The following is a 19,755-nucleotide window of genomic DNA, read 5'->3' as shown; positions in this document are numbered from 1 at the left end:
AAATCAAACAAAAAGGAGAGAGAATTATGTCGTTACAAACGGCTGGAATACACCACATAACTGCTTTTGCCAGAGATCCGCAGGCGAATGTCGATTTTTACGCAGGGGTATTGGGTCTGCGGCTTGTCAAAAAAACAATCAACTTCGACGCCCCCGAGGTATATCATCTTTACTTCGGGGACCAGGCGGGCAGTCCCGGAACGATCATGACCTTCTTTCCATGGCCGAACTCGCGCAGAGGTCGGGTTGGAGGGGGGCAAGTAGGAGTTACCACTTATGTCGTCCCGCCGGGAACGCTGGAATTTTGGGAAAACCGCTTGAAAAGCTTCGGAATCTCCACGGTGAAGCAAACCCGTTTCGGCGAAGAATACGTTCAATTCTCGGACAATGAAGGCCTGCGGCTGGAGCTCGTCGAACGGGAGGAAGGTCCGAACAGCGAATGGTCGTTCGGAGGCATTCCGGCGGAGAAGGCCATCAAAGGCTTTGGCGGAGCCATTCTGTTTAGCACGGATGCGGCCGCAACGAGAAAGACACTGGAACAAACCCTCGGCATGAAAAAAATAGGCGAGGATGTGGGGAATACCCGGTACCGGGCGTCAGGACAGCTCGGCAACATCATCGATGTTCCGCATTCCGACATTGCGATGGGGGCGGGGGGAGCCGGGACGGTACATCATATCGCATGGCGTGCCAAAGATTTCGCGGAGCATGTGGATTGGCGCGTGCTGGCGGAAGAGCAAGGCTATCAACCGACTCCGCTTATCGACCGGCAGTACTTTAATGCGATCTATTTCCGTGAACAAGGCGGAATACTTTTTGAAATCGCAACGGATCCCCCAGGTTTTGCGCGCGATGAAGCACCTTCGGCACTGGGAGAAAAATTAATGCTGCCGGAATGGTATGAGCCGTACCGGTCTGAAATTGAAGCGAATTTACCTCCTATACAAGTCAGAGCGGTGGGGGGGAAGCAAGAATGAGACATCTTTTTGAACAAGGCTCAAACCCTGAAGCGCCGACGCTCGTACTGTTTCATGGAACGGGAGGTAACGAACGCGATTTGCTCCCGCTGGCGAGGATGATTTCTCCGGAATCGTCCGTGTTGAGCTTACGCGGTAACGTTTTGGAGAACGGAATGCCTCGTTTTTTTAGACGGCTGTCGGAAGGGGTGTTCGATGAGGAGGATCTGATTTTCCGGACAGGCGAGGTTTATCAGTTTTTGCAGCAGGCTTCTGCTCAGTATTCTGTGGACCCTGGCCGGTTAGTAGCCGTCGGTTATTCGAATGGTGCTAATATAGCGGGAAGTCTGCTGTTTCATTATCAGGATGCGCTGCAAGCGGCCATCCTGCATCATCCGATGGTTCCGCGGCGAGGGATTAAGCTTCCTGTTTTATCGGGAATCCCCGTTTTCATTGGCGCCGGCCTCAACGATCCGATTTGCCCGGCAGCCGAAACGGAAGAATTGCAGCAATTGTTAGGCGAAGCCGGTGCGAAAGTAAGTGTTCATTGGGAGCGCTATGGCCATCAGCTTACGGCGACCGAGGTGGAGGCGGCGGCCGCCTGGTTCAAGGAACAATCGTTATGATTGCTATTGACCCGGAGAGCCGGAATGAGAGGGAGATTTACAAGCTGCTTATCGGCAGTGTTATCCCCAGACCGATTGCTTTCGCAACGACGATGACCCGGGATGGGGTGCTTAACGCGGCGCCGTTCAGCTTCTTCAACATCGTCTCGAGCCAACCGCCGTTGTTTTCCATCGAACGGCCGCAATAACAGAGATAGCTCTATTCGGGGCCGGATCAATAGATCCGGCCCTTATGGCCGTTCGACCTTCTTGACATTTTTACAGGGATCATATAAATTATTTTTGAAAGGAATGAATATTCATTCCGCGAGTTGGGAGGCTGTCAAATGTCAAAAAACAAAAGAATGGATATTTTGGAGGCTGCATTAGAGCTATTTGCCGAACGGGGCTACGACGGGACTACGGTGCCTACGATTGCGGATCAGGCACAGGTGGGAGCCGGCACCATCTATCGCTATTTTGCGAACAAGGAAGTCCTCGTCAACTCGTTGTTTCAAGAATGCATCCAGCAGCTTACCAATACCTTGATGACAAACGTGCCTCCGGCTGCGGCGCCGATCCGCGAACGCTTTAAGCATATTTTCTTCCGTATTAGCGAATATGCAGGCGCTCGTGGTCAAGCTTTAACTTTCATCGCTTCCCATTCGGATGCCCCGTTCCTGAATGAGAGCAGCAGAGAGATGTTTGAACAATTTCTGGATTTAATTCGCGGTGTTATAGATGAAGGCAAAGAACAGGGGATGATTTGCCCGCTGCCGTCGAATGCACTGATCGCTATGGTATATGGAGCGATGGTCCAGCTTTTTAATATGATGAAGACCGGAGCACTGGAAGAAACGCCCGGTTTGTTGGCGCAAATTGAAGAATGCTGTTGGAACGCTATTCGTGTTCATTGAATAGCGAAGCTTTTTGCCTGAAACGGAATGAATATTCATTCCGTTTCGGCGTAAAAGTTATTACTTTTGCAAAGGGCTGTATACCCCCAGGATACCAGTTCCATACTAACCTTTATCAGGAGGAGAATGTATATGACAACAACGATGATTCCACAACCCAAAACGTTCGGACCGCTTGGCAATCTTCCTTTATTGGATCTGGGTAGTCCGGTCCAATCCTTGGTCAAGCTGGCGGATCAGTATGGGCCTATCTTCAGAATGGATTTGCCCGGGCGGTCGGATTTATTTATATCCAGCCATGAATTGGTAGCCGATGCTTGCGATGAGTCCCGCTTCGACAAGAAAGTATGGGCACCTTTGCAGAAAGTCCGCGCCTTCACCGGGGACGGCTTGTTCACAAGTGAAACGGATGAGCCTAATTGGCATAAGGCGCACAATATTTTGCTGCCCAGCTTCAGTCAAACGGCCATGCGCGGTTATCACGGCATGATGGTCGATATTGCGCTCCAGCTTATTCAGAAATGGGCGCGCCTGAATCCGGATGAGAGTGTTGATGTGCCGGAGGATATGACTCGATTGACGCTGGATACGATCGGTCTGTGTGGGTTCAATTACCGTTTCAACAGCTTCTATCGGGAACAGCCGCATCCTTTCATTACAAGTATGACCAGGGCACTGGGCGAAGCCATGAGTCAGCTGCAGCGCCTGGATATTCAGGATAAGCTGATGGTAATTACCAAACGGCAGTACAAGCATGATATTCAAGCGATGTTCTCCCTGGTCGATAAAATCATTTCCGAGCGCAAAACCCAAGGCTATCAAGGTGGGGAAGATCTGCTTGCACATATGCTGAGCGGCAAGGATCCGGAAACGGGGCAGCCTTTGGACGATGAGAACATCCGATACCAAATCATAACGTTTCTCATTGCCGGGCATGAGACGACAAGCGGGCTATTGTCCTTTGCTCTTTATTTCCTCCTGAAGAACCCGGATAAGCTGCAGAAGGCTTATGAGGAAGTCGATCGCGTTCTAAACGATCCGGTGCCGAGCTATGCTCAGGTTCGCGAACTCAAATATATCCGGATGATTCTGAATGAATCGCTCCGGCTGTGGCCAACCGCTCCTGCTTTCGCCTTGTACGCCAAGGAAGATACGATGCTGGCCGGGAAATATCCAATGAAAAAAGGTGACAGCGTTAACGTGCTGATCCCTAAGCTTCATCGGGACACCTCCGTATGGGGAGAGGATGTCGAAGAGTTTCGCCCGGAACGGTTCGCCGATCCGAGCCAAATTCCTTACGACGCCTATAAGCCGTTCGGGAATGGCCAGCGGGCATGCATCGGGCAGCAGTTTGCCCTGCAAGAAGCGACATTGGTACTGGGAATGGTGCTTAAGCACTTCGAGATTATAGACCATACGAACTATCAGTTGAAAGTGAAGGAAACATTGACGTTAAAGCCGGAAGGCTTCACGTTGCGGGTTCGCCCCCGGGGCGGGCAGGTTTCCTATACTTTCTCCACGGCGGAGACAACGGCACCGGCGGGGAACAAGGGCGAGCAGGAGGTAAAGCCTGCGGTGGAAGCCCATAACACGCCGCTGCTTGTGCTTTACGGATCGAATATGGGCACGGCGGAGGGCATTGCACGAGAGCTCGCGGATACGGCCCGTTATTGGGGCTTCCGCAGCGAGGTGGCTCCATTGAGTGATCGCGTAGGCAAGCTGCCCAAAGAGGGGGCGGTCTTTATCGTCTCGGCATCTTATAATGGGAAGCCGCCAAGCAATGCCCGTGAATTTGTGCAATGGATTGAAGGAGTGGGGCCCGGCGAGCTGGAGGGTGTACGCTATGCGGTGTTCGGCTGCGGAGACCATAACTGGGCCAGCACGTACCAGCAGGTTCCCCGGATTATTGACGAGCAGCTCGCGGCCAAGGGAGCGACACGGTTGGCTGTCCGCGGGGAAGCGGATGCGAGCGGCGATTTCGAGAAGCAGGTCGAGGAATGGAGCGGGAAGATCTGGCCGGAAGTGCTCAGTGCTCTCGGACTGGAAAACATCAACGTTCCGCAGCAGGAACGAAGCACGCTGACCATGCGGTTCGTCAGCGGTCTTGTCGGAACCCCGATCGCCGACAGCTACGATGCGCTCCTTGCTTCGATAACGGAAAATCGCGAGCTGCAAAGTGAAGGCAGCGAACGGAGCACGCGCCATATCGAGATTTCCCTGCCGGAAGGCGTCTCTTACCAGGAAGGGGATCACCTCGGGGTTATCCCTGAGAACGCGCCTGAGCTGGTAGAGCGTGTGCTTCGGCGGTTCGGGCTGAATGCCAGCGACCATCTTATTATTAGCGCGAGCGGACGCAGCGTCGTTCATCTTCCGCTCGACCGTCCGATTCGAGTGTATGATTTGCTCAGCCACAGTGTAGAGCTGCAGGAAGCGGCAACGCGTGCCCAGCTTCGTGAGCTTGCGGCATTTACCGTCTGCCCGCCTCATAAGAAGGAGCTGGAGGCCCTCCTGCAGGAGGAAGCCTATAAAGAAGAAGTGTTGGACAAACGTTTAACGATGCTTGATTTGTTGGAGCAGTATCCGGCCTGCGAGCTGCCGTTCGAGCGGTTTGTCGAGCTGCTGCCCTCGCTTAAACCGCGGTATTATTCCATCTCCAGCTCTCCCAAGATGCAGCCGGACAAGGCAAGCATTACCGTCGGCGTTGTACGCGGACCGGCCAAGAGCGGGCGCGGCGAATATCGCGGGGTGGCCTCGAATTATTTGGCCGCACGTCAGCCCGGGGAGCCCATCGTTCTGTTCGTCAGCTCGCCGGATTCCGGTTTTCAACTGCCGGAAAATCCGGAAACGCCTGTCATTATGGTCGGTCCGGGAACCGGGATTGCACCATTCAGAGGTTTCCTGCAAGCCCGCAGCGCTTTGAAGCAGGAAGGCGCCAAGCTGGGTGAAGCTCATTTATATTTCGGCTGCCGCAACGAAAAAGACCAGATCTACCGGGAGGAAATGGAACGGTTCGAGCAGGAAGGAATCGTGCGCGTGCATACGGCATTTTCTCGAATAGAAGGAGCCGAAAAGACTTATGTCCAGCATCTGATGTTGAAGAATTCGCGGGAAATCATCCGTTTGCTTGACCAAGGTGGAAGGCTCTATATATGCGGAGACGGGAGCCGAATGGCTCCGGAGGTCGAGCTCGCTATACAGGAAGCCTACCGGGATGTTCATCAAGTCAGTGAGGAGGAGGCCCGTAAGTGGCTGGAGGGCTTGGAGAAAGAAGGTCGTCTTGCCAAGGATGTATGGGCTGGAATCTAAATAGTCCGCAGGATAGTGTAAAACTGCAGGTCTTTTGGGAAAAAGGCCGCGCGGTGGCTTATTCTAAAGCGATACTGCAGGTCTTTTTGGGAAAAAGCCGCGCGGTGGCTTATTCTAAAGTGATAATGTAGGTCTTTTGGGAAAAAGCCGCGCGGTGCCTTGTTCTAAAGCGAAACTACAGGTCTTTTTGGAAAAAAGCCTCGAGGTGCCTTATTCTAAAGCGAAAATGCAGGTCTTTGGAGCGATATATAACGAAATGGGCCTATATTGTCCAAAAGACCTGCACATTTGAGCGTCTTTTGCCTTCTTTATGGAAAAAGGCGGGATTTTAGTGCACTTTTGGAGCGACCAAGTCTTTGACGAAGTCGGTACCAACCCGGATGCGACGTGTGGCTTTCTCCAACGCCAATTGCTCCAATGGACAACAATGAAAGAGAAGAGTGATTGTAAGTGGAAAATTGACCGCTAGCCTCGTACGGAAAACTTCGAAGGCATACGTACTTTATAGGGTTCTCACGCACCTCTTTCATTTAAACATCTATCCAGTACATGAATATTGGTAAAGCGGACAAAAATAAGGGCTGAAACCAACGTTCAAATAACCTTTACTGGAGTGATTTAACGAATGAAACGAATTGCGGTACTTTTCTTTCTAATAACGCTGATGATCTTTCCCTTGCAGACAGAGGCGGCGTCACCCGGAGGAGCCCATCACTTTGGCTTCAAAAAAAGCAAGAACGGGCAGCTGCCCTCCATCGATCAGGAAGGGTTTAAGGACATTGTTCAGAAGCACGGCGCCATCTTCTTGGGGGATACGACACAGAAAGAGCTTTATCTCACCTTCGATAATGGATATGAGAATGGCTTTACGCCCAAGATTTTGGACATATTAAAGGAGAAGCAGGTTCCCGCCGCCTTTTTTGTCACCGGTCATTTCGTCAAGGATCAGCCGGATTTGGTTAAGAGAATGGTTAGCGAAGGCCACGTCGTTGGCAACCATTCCTGGAGCCATCCCGATATGACCCGGATTTCCAAGGAGCAGATCCAGACCGAATTGGATAAGGTGAAGGAGAAAGTAGCCGAGCTGACAGAGCAGAAAGAAATGAGCTTTCTACGTCCGCCCCGGGGAATCTTTAGCGACCGGATGCTTGGGGTCAGTAAAGAATTGGGATATACCAATGTGTTCTGGTCAGTCGCGTACAAAGATTGGGATGTTAACGACCAGCGGGGCGGAGGCTATGCTTACGAGAAAGTGATGTCCCAGCTTCACCCCGGAGCGGTCATCCTGCTGCATTCCATCTCCAGCGACAATGCAGCCGCATTGGGCCGGATCATAGATGAGGCCCGGCAGCAGGGCTATGAATTCAAGAGTCTTCATCAGCTGACCGTCAAAAATTATTAGGCCGGGAGTATGCATAGAAAGGATAGCTGCGCAGGTTTGTCTGCGCAGTTTTCTTTTTTGAAAATTGGGAACGTATGATCCCGCTATTTTTCACACCATATTCACGCCGTTTTTAGTATATTTAGGAAAAACTACGTCTCAAGCATCATGACCGATCAGTTTTAATAAAGGGGGGGATAGGGTTGTTTCAAGCGCAGATTAATTTGTAAGCGCATAAATTAATAAGCTCATAAGGGAGGTTTAATATAAATGCAGATGCATTTAAAAAAGTCACTGTTCTTATTTGCTCTACTCATACTTATTGCTTCATGGATGACAGCCTGTTCCACAGATGTGGCTGAGCCGGGGGAACCCGACCAGACAAGTGAAGAAGGGGGCGCAGAATCCAATGGAGAATCTGCTGAAGAGCCCTGGGCTTATCATGGAGATCCCGTCACGCTGAAGATGTTAATATGGATAGACGAAATAACGTTTAATTCCCGGTATAAAGAGCAGATCGAGGCGCAATTCCCCAACATTAAATTGGAGCTGATCAGCGGGAACCCGGTTGGCTCCGAGTTTATACAGGAATTAATAGCCAAAGGAGAAATGCCGGATATTAACGTCGGCAATCCAAGCAAAGAGCTGGTTGAAAATCTGGATTTCCTGATGCCGATCGATGAATATATCGAAAAGACCAATTTCGACTTAAGTATTTTTCAAGAAGGAATCGTTGACAATCTGCGCTCGCTGGATCCTCTCGGACAAGGACATCTGTATGGTCTGCCGGTCGAAAACAGCGTAAGGGCGCTGTTTTACAATAAAGATATTTTCGATTTGTTCGGAGAGCCTTATCCCGAGGATGACATGACCTGGGACGAAGTGCTGGAAATCGCATCGCGTTTAACGGTCAACCGTGAAGGGGTTCAATACAGGGGGCTCGTTCTCGCTCCGAACAGCACGCCTTTTATGCAGCTTGGCGTACCGGGCACCGACCCTCAAACCGGTGAAATTGTTTTTGCGGATGATCCCAGAACGAAGAAATTTTTTGAACTGCTGGACCGCTACAGGAGTATTCCCGGTATAGTGAACCCTGATACCAAGAATAATCCGGACGGCTTTAGCGACGGTAAGCAGAATATTGCCATGTGGGTCAATAACTCGCCCTGGCTGGAGCTGTTAACTCGTGTGGAAGGCTTTAATTTCGACATGGCCGCCGTTCCTACCTGGGCCGATATGCCGAACATCGCACCGACTTGGGGAGCCCTGCCGTTTAACATTACCAAGCACAGCAAGAACAAGGATGCGGCATGGTCTGTAATCTCCTACCTGGCTTCAGAGCAGGGGCAAATCGCGTTATCGCAGGCAGGAAGCCCGCCGGTTATCAAAAGCGAGGAAGCGATCCGTGAATTTACATCCATGCATGTTAAGGAAGAATATAATGTGACGGCACCATTCTCTCAAACTTTGGCCGAACTGGCGCCGTATTCGCCGTACGATGAAAGCTTCAGCGATTTTATCGCGACGAAGTCCGCGGAATTTCTGACATCGGATCAAGATGCGGTACAATTTATCAGGAAAATAGCGGAGGAGTACTCCGTCATCGTGGATGAGGTGAAGGGGCGCAAATAAATCGGTTCCCGGCCGAACTTGATCGGATAAAAGAATAGGAGCTTAAAAAACTGACATGCCGAATGTCAGTTTTTTCTTTTTTTTGCAATCCTTTCAAGGGCCCGAAAAGGGGAGCGTCAAATAGCAATCGATAAGAAATCTGAACTACGGCCGCATGCTAAAATAGGGAAGTTCTTAAGAAGCCGGAGGGATATCCTCCGGTTAGGAGAGGAGAAATGAATTCAGCTATGTCCGAAATGAATGACCAACGAAAGTCTGCCTTCGGAACTAAAAGCAACCGTCTGATTATATGGGTCATGGTGCTGGGAGTGTTCGTCGCGATTCTGAATGAAACCTTGCTCAATGTAGCCCTGACCCCCATTATGAATGACCTGGGGATATTGCCCAATACGGCGCAGTGGCTGTCGACCGGTTATTTGTTAGTCATTGCCGTCATGATCCCGGCCACCGCCTTCTTAATTCAGAGATTTACGACAAGAAAGCTGTTTTTGACCGCTATGGTCCTGTTTGCCGCCGGTACGCTTGTTGCCGCTTTGGCTCCGGGTTTTGCATGGCTGCTGGTCGGAAGGCTCGTTCAAGCCAGTGGAACGGCACTATTATTTCCGCTATTGACTAACGTCGTACTGGCCATGGTTCCTATGGATCGCCGGGGAGCCGCTATGGGGACGATCGGGATCGTCATCACCTTCGCCCCTGCGATCGGTCCGACACTATCCGGCCTGATTGTCGCCCATTATAGCTGGAGGTTACTATTCTATGGAGTCTTGCCCATTGCGGCATTCGTGATCCTGTTCGCATATATGCGCTTGACGAATGTGCTGGATTCCAGCCGTCAGAAGGCGGATCTTGTTTCGATGCTGCTGTCTGCCGTCGGATTCGGCGGCATCGTATATGGGTTCAGCCGCGCCGGGGAAGGACACGGGGGCTGGTCTGATGCGGATGTGCTCCTTCCCGTGGCAATCGGCGGAATAGCGCTTATAGCGTTTATCCGCCGTCAGCTGAGGATGAGGCAGCCGATGCTCGATCTCCGGGCTTTTCAATCCGGCATGTTCTCACTTTCCGCAATTATCATGCTTATTGTTATGATGGCGATGTTCGCCACGATGATGCTGGTGCCGATCTTTCTTCAGACCGCGATGGGTTACTCCCCGCTTGAAGCCGGTTTGGTCATGCTGCCGGGCGGGGTAGTCATGGGAATCATGTCTCCGGTTACCGGCAGAATGTTCGATCGGTTCGGAGCGAGGGGATTGGCGTTGACCGGCCTGATTCTGATGGTTGTCGCTCTGGTCGGGCTCGTCTCCATGACATTGTCGACTTCCTATCTCGTCATTACAGGGATGAATACCTTGATGATGCTGGGGATATCGATGCTGATGATGCCGCTCATGACCAATGGGCTGAACGCTTTGTCTCCATCGCTGTACCCCCATGGAACCGCGATTTCCGGAACGATTCAGCAAGTAGGGGGTGCTATGGGAATGGCGCTGCTTGTCACCGTCATGTCGAACGGCTCGGACCGTTTCAAGGCGGGGGCAGAGCGCACCGTGTCCAAGGAGCAATGGGAAGCATTGGCCACGGCAGCAGGAATGAAACAGGCCTTTCTCTTCGCATTGGGGCTTGTCATAGTCGCTCTTCTTCTGGCGGTCTTATTCCTTAGACGCTCATCTTCCCCGCAGGGGGAAGCGGAAGGGCAGCGAATCAACGCCCATTAAGAGACAAACGATAGCACGGGGTTGTCTCATCAGTCGATCTATGATTTATCAGCCCCGCCAGGGTTTAAATTTGGCTGCTAAAAAAGGACCCCGTTTCCACTTATAGTGGGATTTGAGGTCCTTTTTGCTTCATTTTTGGGATGTTTCCCGTTTTATGCGAAAGCTTTTGGGACAGCCCCGTTTCGTCGAGGATCGCTATGCCCAGTATTCATTGCACCCATCCGAGAGCGACTATCGGGCCGGTCGCCCTTCTTGCTTATTCCACACGGATTCGAAGCCCGGGGTAGGCTTCATGCAGTTCGTGAACTCGCGCTTCGATCTCCGCTCTGTCAAAGCGGCCTGCAAACAGCTCCCTCTCGGGGCTGAATGTAACGCTCGTTCCGGTCTCGTTCGTCTCGCCAACGGTCATTAGCCCGGATTGCGGAATGCCGTGCCGGTAATCCTGCCGATAAATTCCTCCGTCTCGGCGGATTTCCACACTCAGCCAGCGGGACAAAGCATTGACCACCGCGATGCTGATCCCTTTCTCCGCGCCGGGAGCGAAGAACGACAGCTTGGGATCGCTGAACAGGTCGAGATTCGTCATGACGGATTGCACGGCAGGCTGGCCGGTTTGCGGCAGCAGCTTGGTCGAGATGCCCCGGCCGTTATCCGCCACGGTGACACTGCCATCGTCATGCAGGTAGATTCCCATCTCGCTGCAGAAGCCGGCTTGATGCTCCTGAATCGTATTGCTGACAACCGCCCACAGAAGCTGGTGGGGATCATAGCCTTCCTTCGCGGGAGCGCCTAAATAGCTGTGGGCTTCATTGCGAGCTTCCGTCATGGCGATATAATCGCTGGTATCGATTAAATCCGCGACGGCCGATAACAGGAACAGAACAGGAAAGCGCCGGTGGACCGGAATCGTATAGCGCCCGCCCCGTTCTTCCTGCATCAGTAAATCAGCCCCGGTCAATGCCTTCAAATGGTGGTAAAGCTGCCCGGTCGTCCCCATGTTCAGCCGTTCCACCAGTTCCGCCCCGGTTAGAGGCTCGTTCCATACCTCCAGGAGCAGCTCCAGCCGCTGCTTGTGCCCAAGGGCGGAAAGCACCTTGGCCGCCTTCGCCCTGTTAACCCCGAGCAGTTCGTCCGCCTGCCTTTGCTGCGGTTCACACCGTATCGTTCGGTCACCGCTGCGGTAAGAACCCGAGAAGTAAATTGAGCAGGATTCGATGCCGTCTTCCTGCAGAAGCTCTGGCTTCTCCGCACGGTCATTCCCTCCCTCGAAAACAGGCTGTTCTTCCAGCCCGGCCATTCGCCGAACCAGCCTCTCGATCTCTGCCATCCTTGCTTTCAAATCATCCAACTCAGCGCCATAATTTCGATCCATGCATCCCCACTCCTTGAGAGCTGATTTAAACACGCTATCGATTCGCTGATTTAAAATTACGTAATTACGTGTTTACGTATATTTTAACTTAAATTGACATGGTTGTAAATGGATATTTGCGTTGAACGGTGTAAAAGTCACTCCAGGGGATGGCCCGGATTATTTTTTTGAGAAAGAAGGGGATTCCGGAAAAACCTAGAAATCATTTGGAAGGGGAACCTTCAAATATGGGGAAGAATTTTGAAAAATCGGAGGAGGATAGCAATGAAATTGTTTATGACCGTAGATATGGAAGGCATTACGGGGCTGGTGGATCCGACGTTCGTCAATTCCAGCATGCAGCATTATACCCGAGGCCAGCAACTGATGACCGATGAAGCGAATCACGTAATCGATGCGGCATTTCAAGCCGGATGCCGGGAAGTCATAGTTAACGACAGTCATTCCAAGATGAATAACCTGCTGATCGAGAAGCTTCACCCGGAGGCCAAACTGATTTCCGGAAATGTCAAACCATTTTCGATGATGCAAGGGCTGGATGCCAGCTTCGATGCTGCGGTGTTCCTTGGCTATCATGCACGTGCGTCCATGAAAGGGGTTTTAAGCCATACGATGATTTTCGGCGTTCGTCATATGTACATAAATGATATGGTGATCGGAGAATTCGGATTTAACGCCTATTTGGCCGGTTATTATGGAGTGCCTGTCGTCATGGTTGCAGGGGATGATGAAATAGCCAAAGAAGCGGAGGCTCTTATTCCGGGAATCACAACGGCCATCGTTAAGGAGCAGGTTTCGCGCACGTCAGCGGTCTGTCTTACCCCTCACAAAAGCGGCCGGCTTCTTCGCGAGAAAACGGCGCAGGCCCTGCAAAATCTGGAGAAGGTGAAGCCGCTCACCCCACCCGACAGTCCGCTGCTCCGGATCGAATTTGCTAACTACGGCCAGGCGGAATGGGCAAATCTGCTCCCGGGAACTCACATCGAGGAAGGGACAACGATCGTCTCTTATCGCGCCAAGGATATTTTGGAAGCCTACAAGGCGATGATCGTCATGACGGAGCTGGCGATGAAAACACAATTTTGTTAAAGGTCCGGCACGTTTTGAATGAAACGTCATATCATGTGTCGGTCGCTATTTTTGCCAATGAAGGCTGCTGTAGTTTGGAGGGAGGCATTGCTTTTTATAGTTAAATATTAGGAAAATTTTTAAACACGGAGAGCATCCAGTTATTGGGTTATTCCCATTCCGGTTTAAAGGTTGAGCTTAGGAGATCGAGTCATTTGCCTATTAGCCGAAACAGAGTCCAAGCATGGAAAACCATTGTCATCGTAATCCTATTTCTGGCTATCCTTATTGGTGCGCGTTTATTCTGGATAGCGATGTTTTATTATGCGGATCAGCCGCATGCCGTGAACGGCCGGCTCGACTTGCGCGGCTGGGATGCCGAGGAAGGCCAGACGATTAAGCTGGACGGAGAGTGGGAATTTTATCCTCATGCAATGTTGGCGGATCAACCGGGGGTACCCCCTGGAGTCGAACCCCATATACTTTCGGTACCGGGAAAATGGAATGATTCCATGCAGCCGGAAGAGAGCACTCCCTATGGCTATGGCTCGTATCGTCTGCAAATTCTCGTAAATCCTGAAGATGAATACACCTATACCATCCGTATTCCAAGCGTTAGAAGCTCGTCGGCCTTGTATGTCAATGGGCGGCTGCTGGCCCAATCCGGGGTGCCCTCCGCGGAGGAGAAGGAGTATGTGGCGAGGAATGTTCCTTATTCCGCCTCCTTCTCCACGAATGGCAGTGAAGTGATCGACATTGTTATACAAGCGGCAAATTATAAGGATTCCCGTGGCAGCGGGATCATCCGCTCGATCAAGTTCGGTACGGAAGCGGCAATGGCACGCGAGACGCAGCTATCGATCAACATGCAGCTAATCTTTGCCGTCGTATTTCTTGTACAGGCTGCTTTCGGGATTATATTGTACATTCTGAGTTCCAAGGACAAGCAACCGCTATATTTTTCCCTGAACCTTATTTGCGCGGTACTGACAATTTTATCGGGAAGCGAAGACAAATTATTGCAGTACTGGTTCCCGATGAGTTACGATTGGAGCTTTAAATTTGTCGCGCTGGCCCTAATCGGTCTTACCGTTGCTTTGATGTTATATGTGAAGCCGCAGCTTCCTGTCATTATGCGAATCATCGTACCTGGATATACGGTCCTGTGCGCGATTGCCGCATTGCTGGTCGTTCTTATGCCCGGCTGCAGCTCCGAAGCTTTTCCATGCGAACGATAGCAACGGGAGTGTTGGACATGCTTCATTTCATGACAGAAGGGAAGCGGGTGCGCCTGGTCAATCGTATTCCGGAACAATTTCCGGATGTGTATGCGGATGAAAACCGGGTCATCCAAATCGTATACAATCTGCTTCACAATGCGGTCAAATTTACTAACGAAGGTGAAATTGCGATTCGGGGAGTAGTAAAAGACGGAAGGGCGCATATTGCGATTACGGATACGGGTATCGGGATGGATGAGGACACGCTGCGATATATCTTTGAGCCTTATGAACAGGGCGACCCCGGAAAAACGATGGTTGAGGGAGGCTTTGGCCTCGGGCTTAGCATTAGCAAACAGCTGGTAGAGTTGCACGGAGGAACGCTAAAGGTTAGTTCTGTACCCGGACAAGGCTCGAAATTCGTCTTCAGCTTGCAGATTTCCGACTCCGCCGCAGCACAAGAAGAATCGAAGACGGGAGTCCTTAAATCGATTGCTGACGCTGGATCGGTATTGGCCGTTGCTTCCGAGGCCGGCTCGATCTCCGGGCAGCAACCAAGGCAGGAAAATCAGTCTGATCCATCCCGAATATTAGTCGTAGATGACGATCCGGTTAACCTGAAGGTGATCTATAATATTCTTTCATCGGAAGGATTCGATATTACGGCGGTATCGAGCGGTTCGGAAGCGCTCAGTATGCTGGATACCAAGGAGTGGGATTTAGTCATTTCCGATGTCATGATGCCCAATATGTCCGGGTATGAGCTGGCGCGCAGCATCCGCAAGCGTTATCCGATCACGGAGCTTCCCATTCTGCTCCTTACGGCCCGTAACCGGCCAGAAGATATCGCAAACGGCTTTCTGTCCGGTGCCAACGACTACGTGACGAAGCCGGCGGATGCGTTGGAATTAAGGTCCAGGGTACATGCGTTAACCGAGGTAAGAAAGTCGGTGCGGGACCGGCTGCGAATGGAGGCAGCATGGCTTCAGGCGCAAATTCAGCCCCATTTCTTATTCAATACATTGAATGCCGTAACGGCTCTAAGTGAAATCGATCTGGGGAAAATGCGCGATCTGATTGATGAGCTGGGCAATTTTTTGCGAAATAAATTTCAGTTTCAATACAAGGATGAGCTTGCCCCGGTAGAGGATGAGCTGAATATCGTCCGATCCTATCTCTATATTGAACAGGTGAGATATGATGACAGGCTGCGCGTCGCTTGGGAGATCGGAGAATGCAAGGATTTGAAAATCCCGCTGCTAACTATCCAGCCCCTGGTCGAAAACGCAATAAAACATGGCATTATGAAGCGTTCCCGTGGAGGAAATATTGTTATTCGGATTTCTCACTTCGATACTTATGCAGAAATATCGGTGGAGGACGATGGTGTCGGGATGGATGAAGCCCGATTGCAGCAAATACTGGACAGAAAACCGGACAGCAAGTCGGGAGTCGGTTTGATTAATACGGATCGAAGACTAAAACGATACTTTGGCAAGGGACTTCAATTCGAAAGCATCCCAGGCGTTGGAACTAAGGTATTCTTTATTGTTCATAAGAAGAAATAAGCTGGTAGGATGGCAATTCCCGTGGTCCGGTGGGGGATTGTGTCCTTTTAGCAAAAAAGGATTGACGTTATTCGCAGTGTGCTGATACAATGTGGTCAATCCCGGCTGGGAGCGCTCTCAGTCGATAATATATCGGAGGTTTCAATGAATCAGCTTGTTCAGTTGCTGCAACAAAAGACAGCGTTGATCGTCAGTCTCCCCGCAAATTCCTTGGAATTGTTCCAAGCGGCAGCGGAAGGTGGAGCGGATGCTATCAAGATTCACTTCAACATTGAGCATCGTGCCAGCGGAACGTCGTTTGGTCCGACAACGGAATATACGGATTTGTTATCGAACATGCGCGGGATGTTCGCCGGATCGATCGGGGCTGTGGCAGGGGACTCGCCTCAGAAAGTAACGAAGGAAGAAGTGGACCGGCTGGTTTCCTTCGGAGTCGATTTTATTTCCTTGTATTCCCGGCATGCGCCTGGTTGGATGCTTAGCGACAAGAGGATTGACAAGATGCTGGCAGTAGGCGCCGATTATAGAGAAAGCACTGTCACCGCATTACGGTCCCTGCCGATCGAGATGCTGGAGGCCTCTATTATTCCACCTCAGGAATATGGCGATCCTTTATCCATCGACGATTTGCTGAATTACCGCTGGCTTGTGGAAAATTCAGGGAAGCCGGTTATCGTTCCAAGTCAACGGAACCTTCAGGTCGAGGAGCTGGAGGCCCTTCAACTTACCGGGGTGAGGGGAATCATGATTGGAGCGATTGTGACCGGAACCGATGCGAGTTCGATCTATGAAGCGACGAGAAGATTCCGGAGCGAATTGGACCGCTTGACTGAATAATTGGACGGTTGGTATAAGAGAGACGGAGGTTCCGAATAAATGGCATCGCAAGCCAAGTAATGAACGCAGGATCGGAGCGTGGAGTTATGAGACATCGTATTGCGCTTGTTCCGCTGGATAGCCGGCCGTGCTGTCAGTGGTTCCCGCGAAAAATTGCAGAGATCGCCGACGTGGATCTGCATATGCCACCAATCGAAATGCTTGGAAAGTTCATGACCCCCGGACACTGTGAGAGCATTCATGGTTGGCTGCTCGAGGCGGCAGATTCGGTCGATGGTTTGGTTGTAGCTGCCGACCAGCTCGCCTTCGGCGGCCTGATTGCTTCGCGCACTAACGAACGGGCTTTGGAGCAGGCCCGGGAAACGCTGGAGGCATTACGTGCCGTTAAGGCAAAGTACCCAAGCAAGCCTCTATTTGTCTCGAGTGTACTCATGCGTATTACAATAACAGGAAGGAATGCCGAATACGTAAAATATAAACACCTTGTGCAGCGGTATTCGGAGCTGTCCGACCGGCATTTGCGGTTAAAGGAGCCGGGTCTTGAGCAAGAGATATTGCATGTCAAGGCTCAGATTCCGAATGAAATTTTGCTGGATTTCTTCCAGGCGCGAGAACGAAATATGTGCATCCACAAGCTGCTGATTGATTGGACGGCAGAAGGCATCATCGATTATTTAAGCATCACACAGGAGGATGCCAGCCCTGTAGGCGTTCACATTAAGGAGCAGTGGGAACTGCAGCGTTACATCTACGACCGACATGTTCAGGCCAAGACGATGATATATCCCGGCGCGGACGAAGGAACCCAAACCTTGCTCGCCCGTATGGTGCAGAGGTTAAACAGACGCAAGGCGAAAGTGTTTCCGAGATTTACATCCGAGGCGGGCAAGCAGGTCATTCCGGAATTCGAAGATCGTCCTCTGGAAGAGACGGTCAAGGCGCATCTGCTGGCAGCGGGCGCGGTAATCGTAGATTCGCCGCTGGAGGCGGATTTGATATTAGCGGTGAACTCCCCATTGAATAATATTCACAATGGTGGGAGCGAGACGGAGCCGGTGAATGCTTTATTCAATCCGCGACATCTGATCACCGATCTGGCGGAGAATGCCCGATACCACTTAGAGCAAGGGCGGCGAGTGGCGATTGCGGATGTGGCTCTGCCCAACGCTTCTGACATTGAGCTGGTCCGTTACTTGCTCGATGAGCGCCTCTTCACCCGGCTGTCCGGCTATGCCGGCTGGAATACGGCGGGCAACAGCCTTGGTACGTGTATTTCCCACGCTATTGCCCGCACGATGTATGAGCTGCAGAGACCAGGAGGAGCGCCGACTCTACCGGCGAATGAGACGGGGGATAATGCGAGCAGGCCTGAGAAGGCGCATTACTCGTTCCTGGTATCCCGGCTTATGGATGAATGGGGCTATCAGGCACAAATACGCGGGGAAACAAACCGATGGATCGAAGCGAATCTGACAGTCAGTCCCTGGGATCTGGAAACAGAGTACGATCAGGTAAACGCCAGGATCATTCAACGGATAAAGGAGCTGTTTGAGGCTACGAAGCCGCTGATTTGTGCCGGAGATCGTGAAGTGGGGGAAATCCCGGCAGCTATCCGGGACGCTGAACTCGTCCTTGTGCAATTGCCCTGGAACCGAACGTTCGAGCTGGATGTCCGTGTAGACGTAGAGCTAGTAAAGTGAGAAGCAACTCCCCGATTGAATTTCGTTTAATACATTTGAATTTATTGAACACTTAACCGCCTATTGGCGGTTTTTTTGCATAGCGGAGAGTCTGCTGCTGCAAAGAGCGAAATTATCCCATCTTTCCGTTGATTTTGCTTGCGGCGTCGTTTAAACTTCATAGAAAGCGACCTCTTAGATGGGCATTTTTAGTAGGGTATCCGCGTCATCCCTTGTCCTTCTGAGGCGCTTTTTTCATTTTGGCAAGCCATTTATCCGTGAAATTTCCTTCAGGGAGGGTTTATATGAAAACCACAATCTATATGGTAAGACATGCGAAAGCCCCGTATATTTTCGGACAGGAGCAAACGAGAGGGTTGTCTGAGGAAGGTCTGGCCGCCGCACGCAAAGTAGCCGACATTTTAGCAGAAGTGGAAGTTGATTATATTATTTCAAGCAATTATAGGAGAGCCGTGCAGACGGTTCAAAATTTGGCCGAGAGAAAAGGGCTTCCCGTTATCGAATTTGACCAATTAAGAGAAAGAGCCATTATTGGGCTGGAATATGAGGCGGAGTGGGAAGATTTGTTGAAGGCGATTGAAAAATCATTCGCTGATCCGGATTTTGCCCTGGAAGGCGGAGAATCGACGAGGGAAGCTCAACAACGAGCCATTCCGGTCATCGAGGAGCTCCTTAATGATCACCGCGGCCAAAATATTGTGGTCGGTACTCATGGAAACATCATGACAATCATAATGAACTATTATAATAAAGAGTTTGGCTTTGATTTTTGGAGAAGCATTTCGATGCCGGACATCTATAAGCTGACCTTCACCGGTAACCGGTTGGAAAGCGTCGAGAGAGTATGGGAAGTGATATGAAATCGGATTAACCAGTCGTGATGCTTTAATCGCAAGAGGCAAGGAGGATTTAGGTGAAAATTAGACCATATCAACCCAAGGATCAGGAAGCTGTCCAAAAGCTGCATTGGGCAGGACTTGATCAATTCAATGCAAGGATGGACGGGCCCGATATAGATCAAGATTTGGAAAACATCGAGCAGATCTACATAAACAACAACGGGGACTTTATTGTGGGACTGATAGATGACCGAGTGGTAAGCATGGCGGCTTTTCGCAAAATGACGGAAACGGTCGCAGAAATCAAGAGGATTCGGGTCGATCAGCCATTTCAGAAAAAAGGGCTTGGGCAGCAGATTTTATCTGCACTGGAAAAATCGGCCGAGGAAAAGGGCTATCGGAAGCTTAGATTGGACACGACAAGCAGCCAGCAGCCGGCCCAAAAATTGTTTGAAAGAAACGGTTATCAGGTGACAGGACGAAAATTGTGGAATGATCTGGAAATCATATTTTATGAAAAGGACATTTCCCCGATCATGTGACCATCCTTTACACTAAACTATTAAACCTAAATTTCGAAAGCCCGTAATATCAAACACTGAATATAGTGGATCTGCCTCGCGGACTGTAAAAAAGTGGAGG

The 19,755-nt window shown here is 50.9% G+C and carries 15 protein-coding genes and 1 pseudogene; 15 read left to right on the top strand and 1 reads right to left on the bottom strand.

Annotation, left to right across the window (positions count from 1 at the left end; translation table 11 throughout):
- Positions 1-26 precede the first annotated feature (26 nt).
- From FS806_RS17415 to FS806_RS17380, 8 genes and pseudogenes are all read left to right on the top strand, one after another.
- On the top strand, positions 27-977 hold the full coding sequence (locus FS806_RS17415) for a ring-cleaving dioxygenase (RefSeq protein WP_144939177.1): 951 nt from the start codon (positions 27-29) through the stop codon (positions 975-977).
- Entirely contained in the window at positions 974-1,582 is a 609-nt protein-coding gene (locus FS806_RS17410; RefSeq protein ID WP_144939175.1) for an alpha/beta hydrolase, read from the top strand. The genes FS806_RS17415 and FS806_RS17410 overlap by 4 nt, the downstream gene beginning before the upstream one ends.
- Positions 1,579-1,755, top strand: a pseudogene (locus FS806_RS17405) (flavin reductase family protein); the annotation flags it as partial. The gene FS806_RS17410 and the pseudogene FS806_RS17405, both read left to right, overlap by 4 nt.
- A 153-nt stretch (positions 1,756-1,908) precedes the next feature.
- Positions 1,909-2,478: a TetR/AcrR family transcriptional regulator gene (locus FS806_RS17400; protein WP_144939173.1), complete on the top strand. Its 570-nt coding sequence runs from the start codon at positions 1,909-1,911 to the stop codon at positions 2,476-2,478.
- Positions 2,479-2,610: 132 nt separating this feature from the next.
- On the top strand, positions 2,611-5,784 hold the full coding sequence (locus FS806_RS17395) for a bifunctional cytochrome P450/NADPH--P450 reductase (RefSeq protein WP_144939171.1): 3,174 nt from the start codon (positions 2,611-2,613) through the stop codon (positions 5,782-5,784).
- Between the two features lie 664 nt (positions 5,785-6,448).
- Positions 6,449-7,186 carry a delta-lactam-biosynthetic de-N-acetylase gene (pdaA, locus tag FS806_RS17390; protein WP_260982145.1) on the top strand — a complete coding sequence of 246 codons (738 nt, stop codon included), beginning with the start codon at positions 6,449-6,451 and terminating at the stop codon, positions 7,184-7,186.
- Between the two features lie 249 nt (positions 7,187-7,435).
- A complete protein-coding gene (locus FS806_RS17385) occupies positions 7,436-8,797 on the top strand; it encodes an extracellular solute-binding protein (RefSeq protein ID WP_144939167.1) in 1,362 nt (453 codons plus the stop codon).
- 215 nt (positions 8,798-9,012) lie between these two features.
- A complete protein-coding gene (locus FS806_RS17380) occupies positions 9,013-10,509 on the top strand; it encodes a DHA2 family efflux MFS transporter permease subunit (RefSeq protein ID WP_144939165.1) in 1,497 nt (498 codons plus the stop codon).
- Positions 10,510-10,765: 256 nt separating this feature from the next.
- Here FS806_RS17380 and FS806_RS17375 read toward each other — a convergent pair whose 3' ends face one another.
- Entirely contained in the window at positions 10,766-11,881 is a 1,116-nt protein-coding gene (locus tag FS806_RS17375) for an ATP-binding protein (RefSeq protein ID WP_260982144.1), read from the bottom strand.
- A 264-nt stretch (positions 11,882-12,145) separates the two neighbouring features.
- Here FS806_RS17375 and FS806_RS17370 point away from each other — a divergent pair, with 264 nt between their 5' ends.
- The 7 genes from FS806_RS17370 to FS806_RS17345 all read left to right on the top strand — a co-directional run bounded on the left by FS806_RS17370 (position 12,146) and on the right by FS806_RS17345 (position 19,655).
- On the top strand, positions 12,146-12,970 hold the full coding sequence (locus FS806_RS17370) for a M55 family metallopeptidase (RefSeq protein ID WP_144939163.1): 825 nt from the start codon (positions 12,146-12,148) through the stop codon (positions 12,968-12,970).
- A 194-nt stretch (positions 12,971-13,164) separates the two neighbouring features.
- Positions 13,165-14,187: a 7TM diverse intracellular signaling domain-containing protein gene (locus tag FS806_RS27020; protein ID WP_313960599.1), complete on the top strand. Its 1,023-nt coding sequence runs from the start codon at positions 13,165-13,167 to the stop codon at positions 14,185-14,187.
- A gap of 8 nt (positions 14,188-14,195) precedes the next feature.
- Positions 14,196-15,737, top strand: coding sequence for an ATP-binding protein (locus FS806_RS27015; protein ID WP_483874191.1), 1,542 nt, complete (start codon positions 14,196-14,198; stop codon positions 15,735-15,737).
- A 144-nt stretch (positions 15,738-15,881) separates the two neighbouring features.
- Complete coding sequence (locus FS806_RS17360) at positions 15,882-16,574, top strand: hypothetical protein (protein WP_144939161.1); 693 nt, start codon at positions 15,882-15,884, stop codon at positions 16,572-16,574.
- 86 nt (positions 16,575-16,660) lie between these two features.
- Positions 16,661-18,274: a DUF4127 family protein gene (locus FS806_RS17355; protein ID WP_186328408.1), complete on the top strand. Its 1,614-nt coding sequence runs from the start codon at positions 16,661-16,663 to the stop codon at positions 18,272-18,274.
- A gap of 284 nt (positions 18,275-18,558) precedes the next feature.
- On the top strand, positions 18,559-19,134 hold the full coding sequence (locus tag FS806_RS17350) for a histidine phosphatase family protein (protein ID WP_144939157.1): 576 nt from the start codon (positions 18,559-18,561) through the stop codon (positions 19,132-19,134).
- Positions 19,135-19,187: 53 nt separating this feature from the next.
- Positions 19,188-19,655, top strand: coding sequence for a GNAT family N-acetyltransferase (locus FS806_RS17345; protein ID WP_144939155.1), 468 nt, complete (start codon positions 19,188-19,190; stop codon positions 19,653-19,655).
- Positions 19,656-19,755 lie beyond the last annotated feature (100 nt).

Origin of the sequence: Paenibacillus sp. 32O-W (assembly GCF_007679495.1) — a bacterium.
GTDB lineage: Bacteria > Bacillota > Bacilli > Paenibacillales > NBRC-103111 > Paenibacillus_L > Paenibacillus_L residui.
The sequence above is the reverse complement of the archived record's forward strand: the minus strand, read 5'-3'. Positions and strand labels throughout refer to the sequence as shown.

Bases quoted from the DNA above. Each gene is read 5' to 3' on its own strand.
- FS806_RS17360 (WP_144939161.1), top strand. From the start codon at position 15,882: ATGAATCAGCTTGTTCAGTTGCTGCAACAAAAGACAGCGTTGATCGTC.
- FS806_RS17385 (WP_144939167.1), top strand. From the start codon at position 7,436: ATGCAGATGCATTTAAAAAAGTCACTGTTCTTATTTGCTCTACTCATA.
- FS806_RS17370 (WP_144939163.1), top strand. From the start codon at position 12,146: ATGAAATTGTTTATGACCGTAGATATGGAAGGCATTACGGGGCTGGTG.
- FS806_RS17415 (WP_144939177.1), top strand. From the start codon at position 27: ATGTCGTTACAAACGGCTGGAATACACCACATAACTGCTTTTGCCAGA.
- FS806_RS17350 (WP_144939157.1), top strand. From the start codon at position 18,559: ATGAAAACCACAATCTATATGGTAAGACATGCGAAAGCCCCGTATATT.
- FS806_RS17400 (WP_144939173.1), top strand. From the start codon at position 1,909: ATGTCAAAAAACAAAAGAATGGATATTTTGGAGGCTGCATTAGAGCTA.
- pdaA (WP_260982145.1), top strand. From the start codon at position 6,449: ATGATCTTTCCCTTGCAGACAGAGGCGGCGTCACCCGGAGGAGCCCAT.
- FS806_RS17375 (WP_260982144.1), bottom strand. From the start codon at position 11,881: ATGGATCGAAATTATGGCGCTGAGTTGGATGATTTGAAAGCAAGGATG.
- FS806_RS17380 (WP_144939165.1), top strand. From the start codon at position 9,013: ATGAATTCAGCTATGTCCGAAATGAATGACCAACGAAAGTCTGCCTTC.
- FS806_RS17395 (WP_144939171.1), top strand. From the start codon at position 2,611: ATGACAACAACGATGATTCCACAACCCAAAACGTTCGGACCGCTTGGC.
- FS806_RS17410 (WP_144939175.1), top strand. From the start codon at position 974: ATGAGACATCTTTTTGAACAAGGCTCAAACCCTGAAGCGCCGACGCTC.
- FS806_RS17355 (WP_186328408.1), top strand. From the start codon at position 16,661: ATGAGACATCGTATTGCGCTTGTTCCGCTGGATAGCCGGCCGTGCTGT.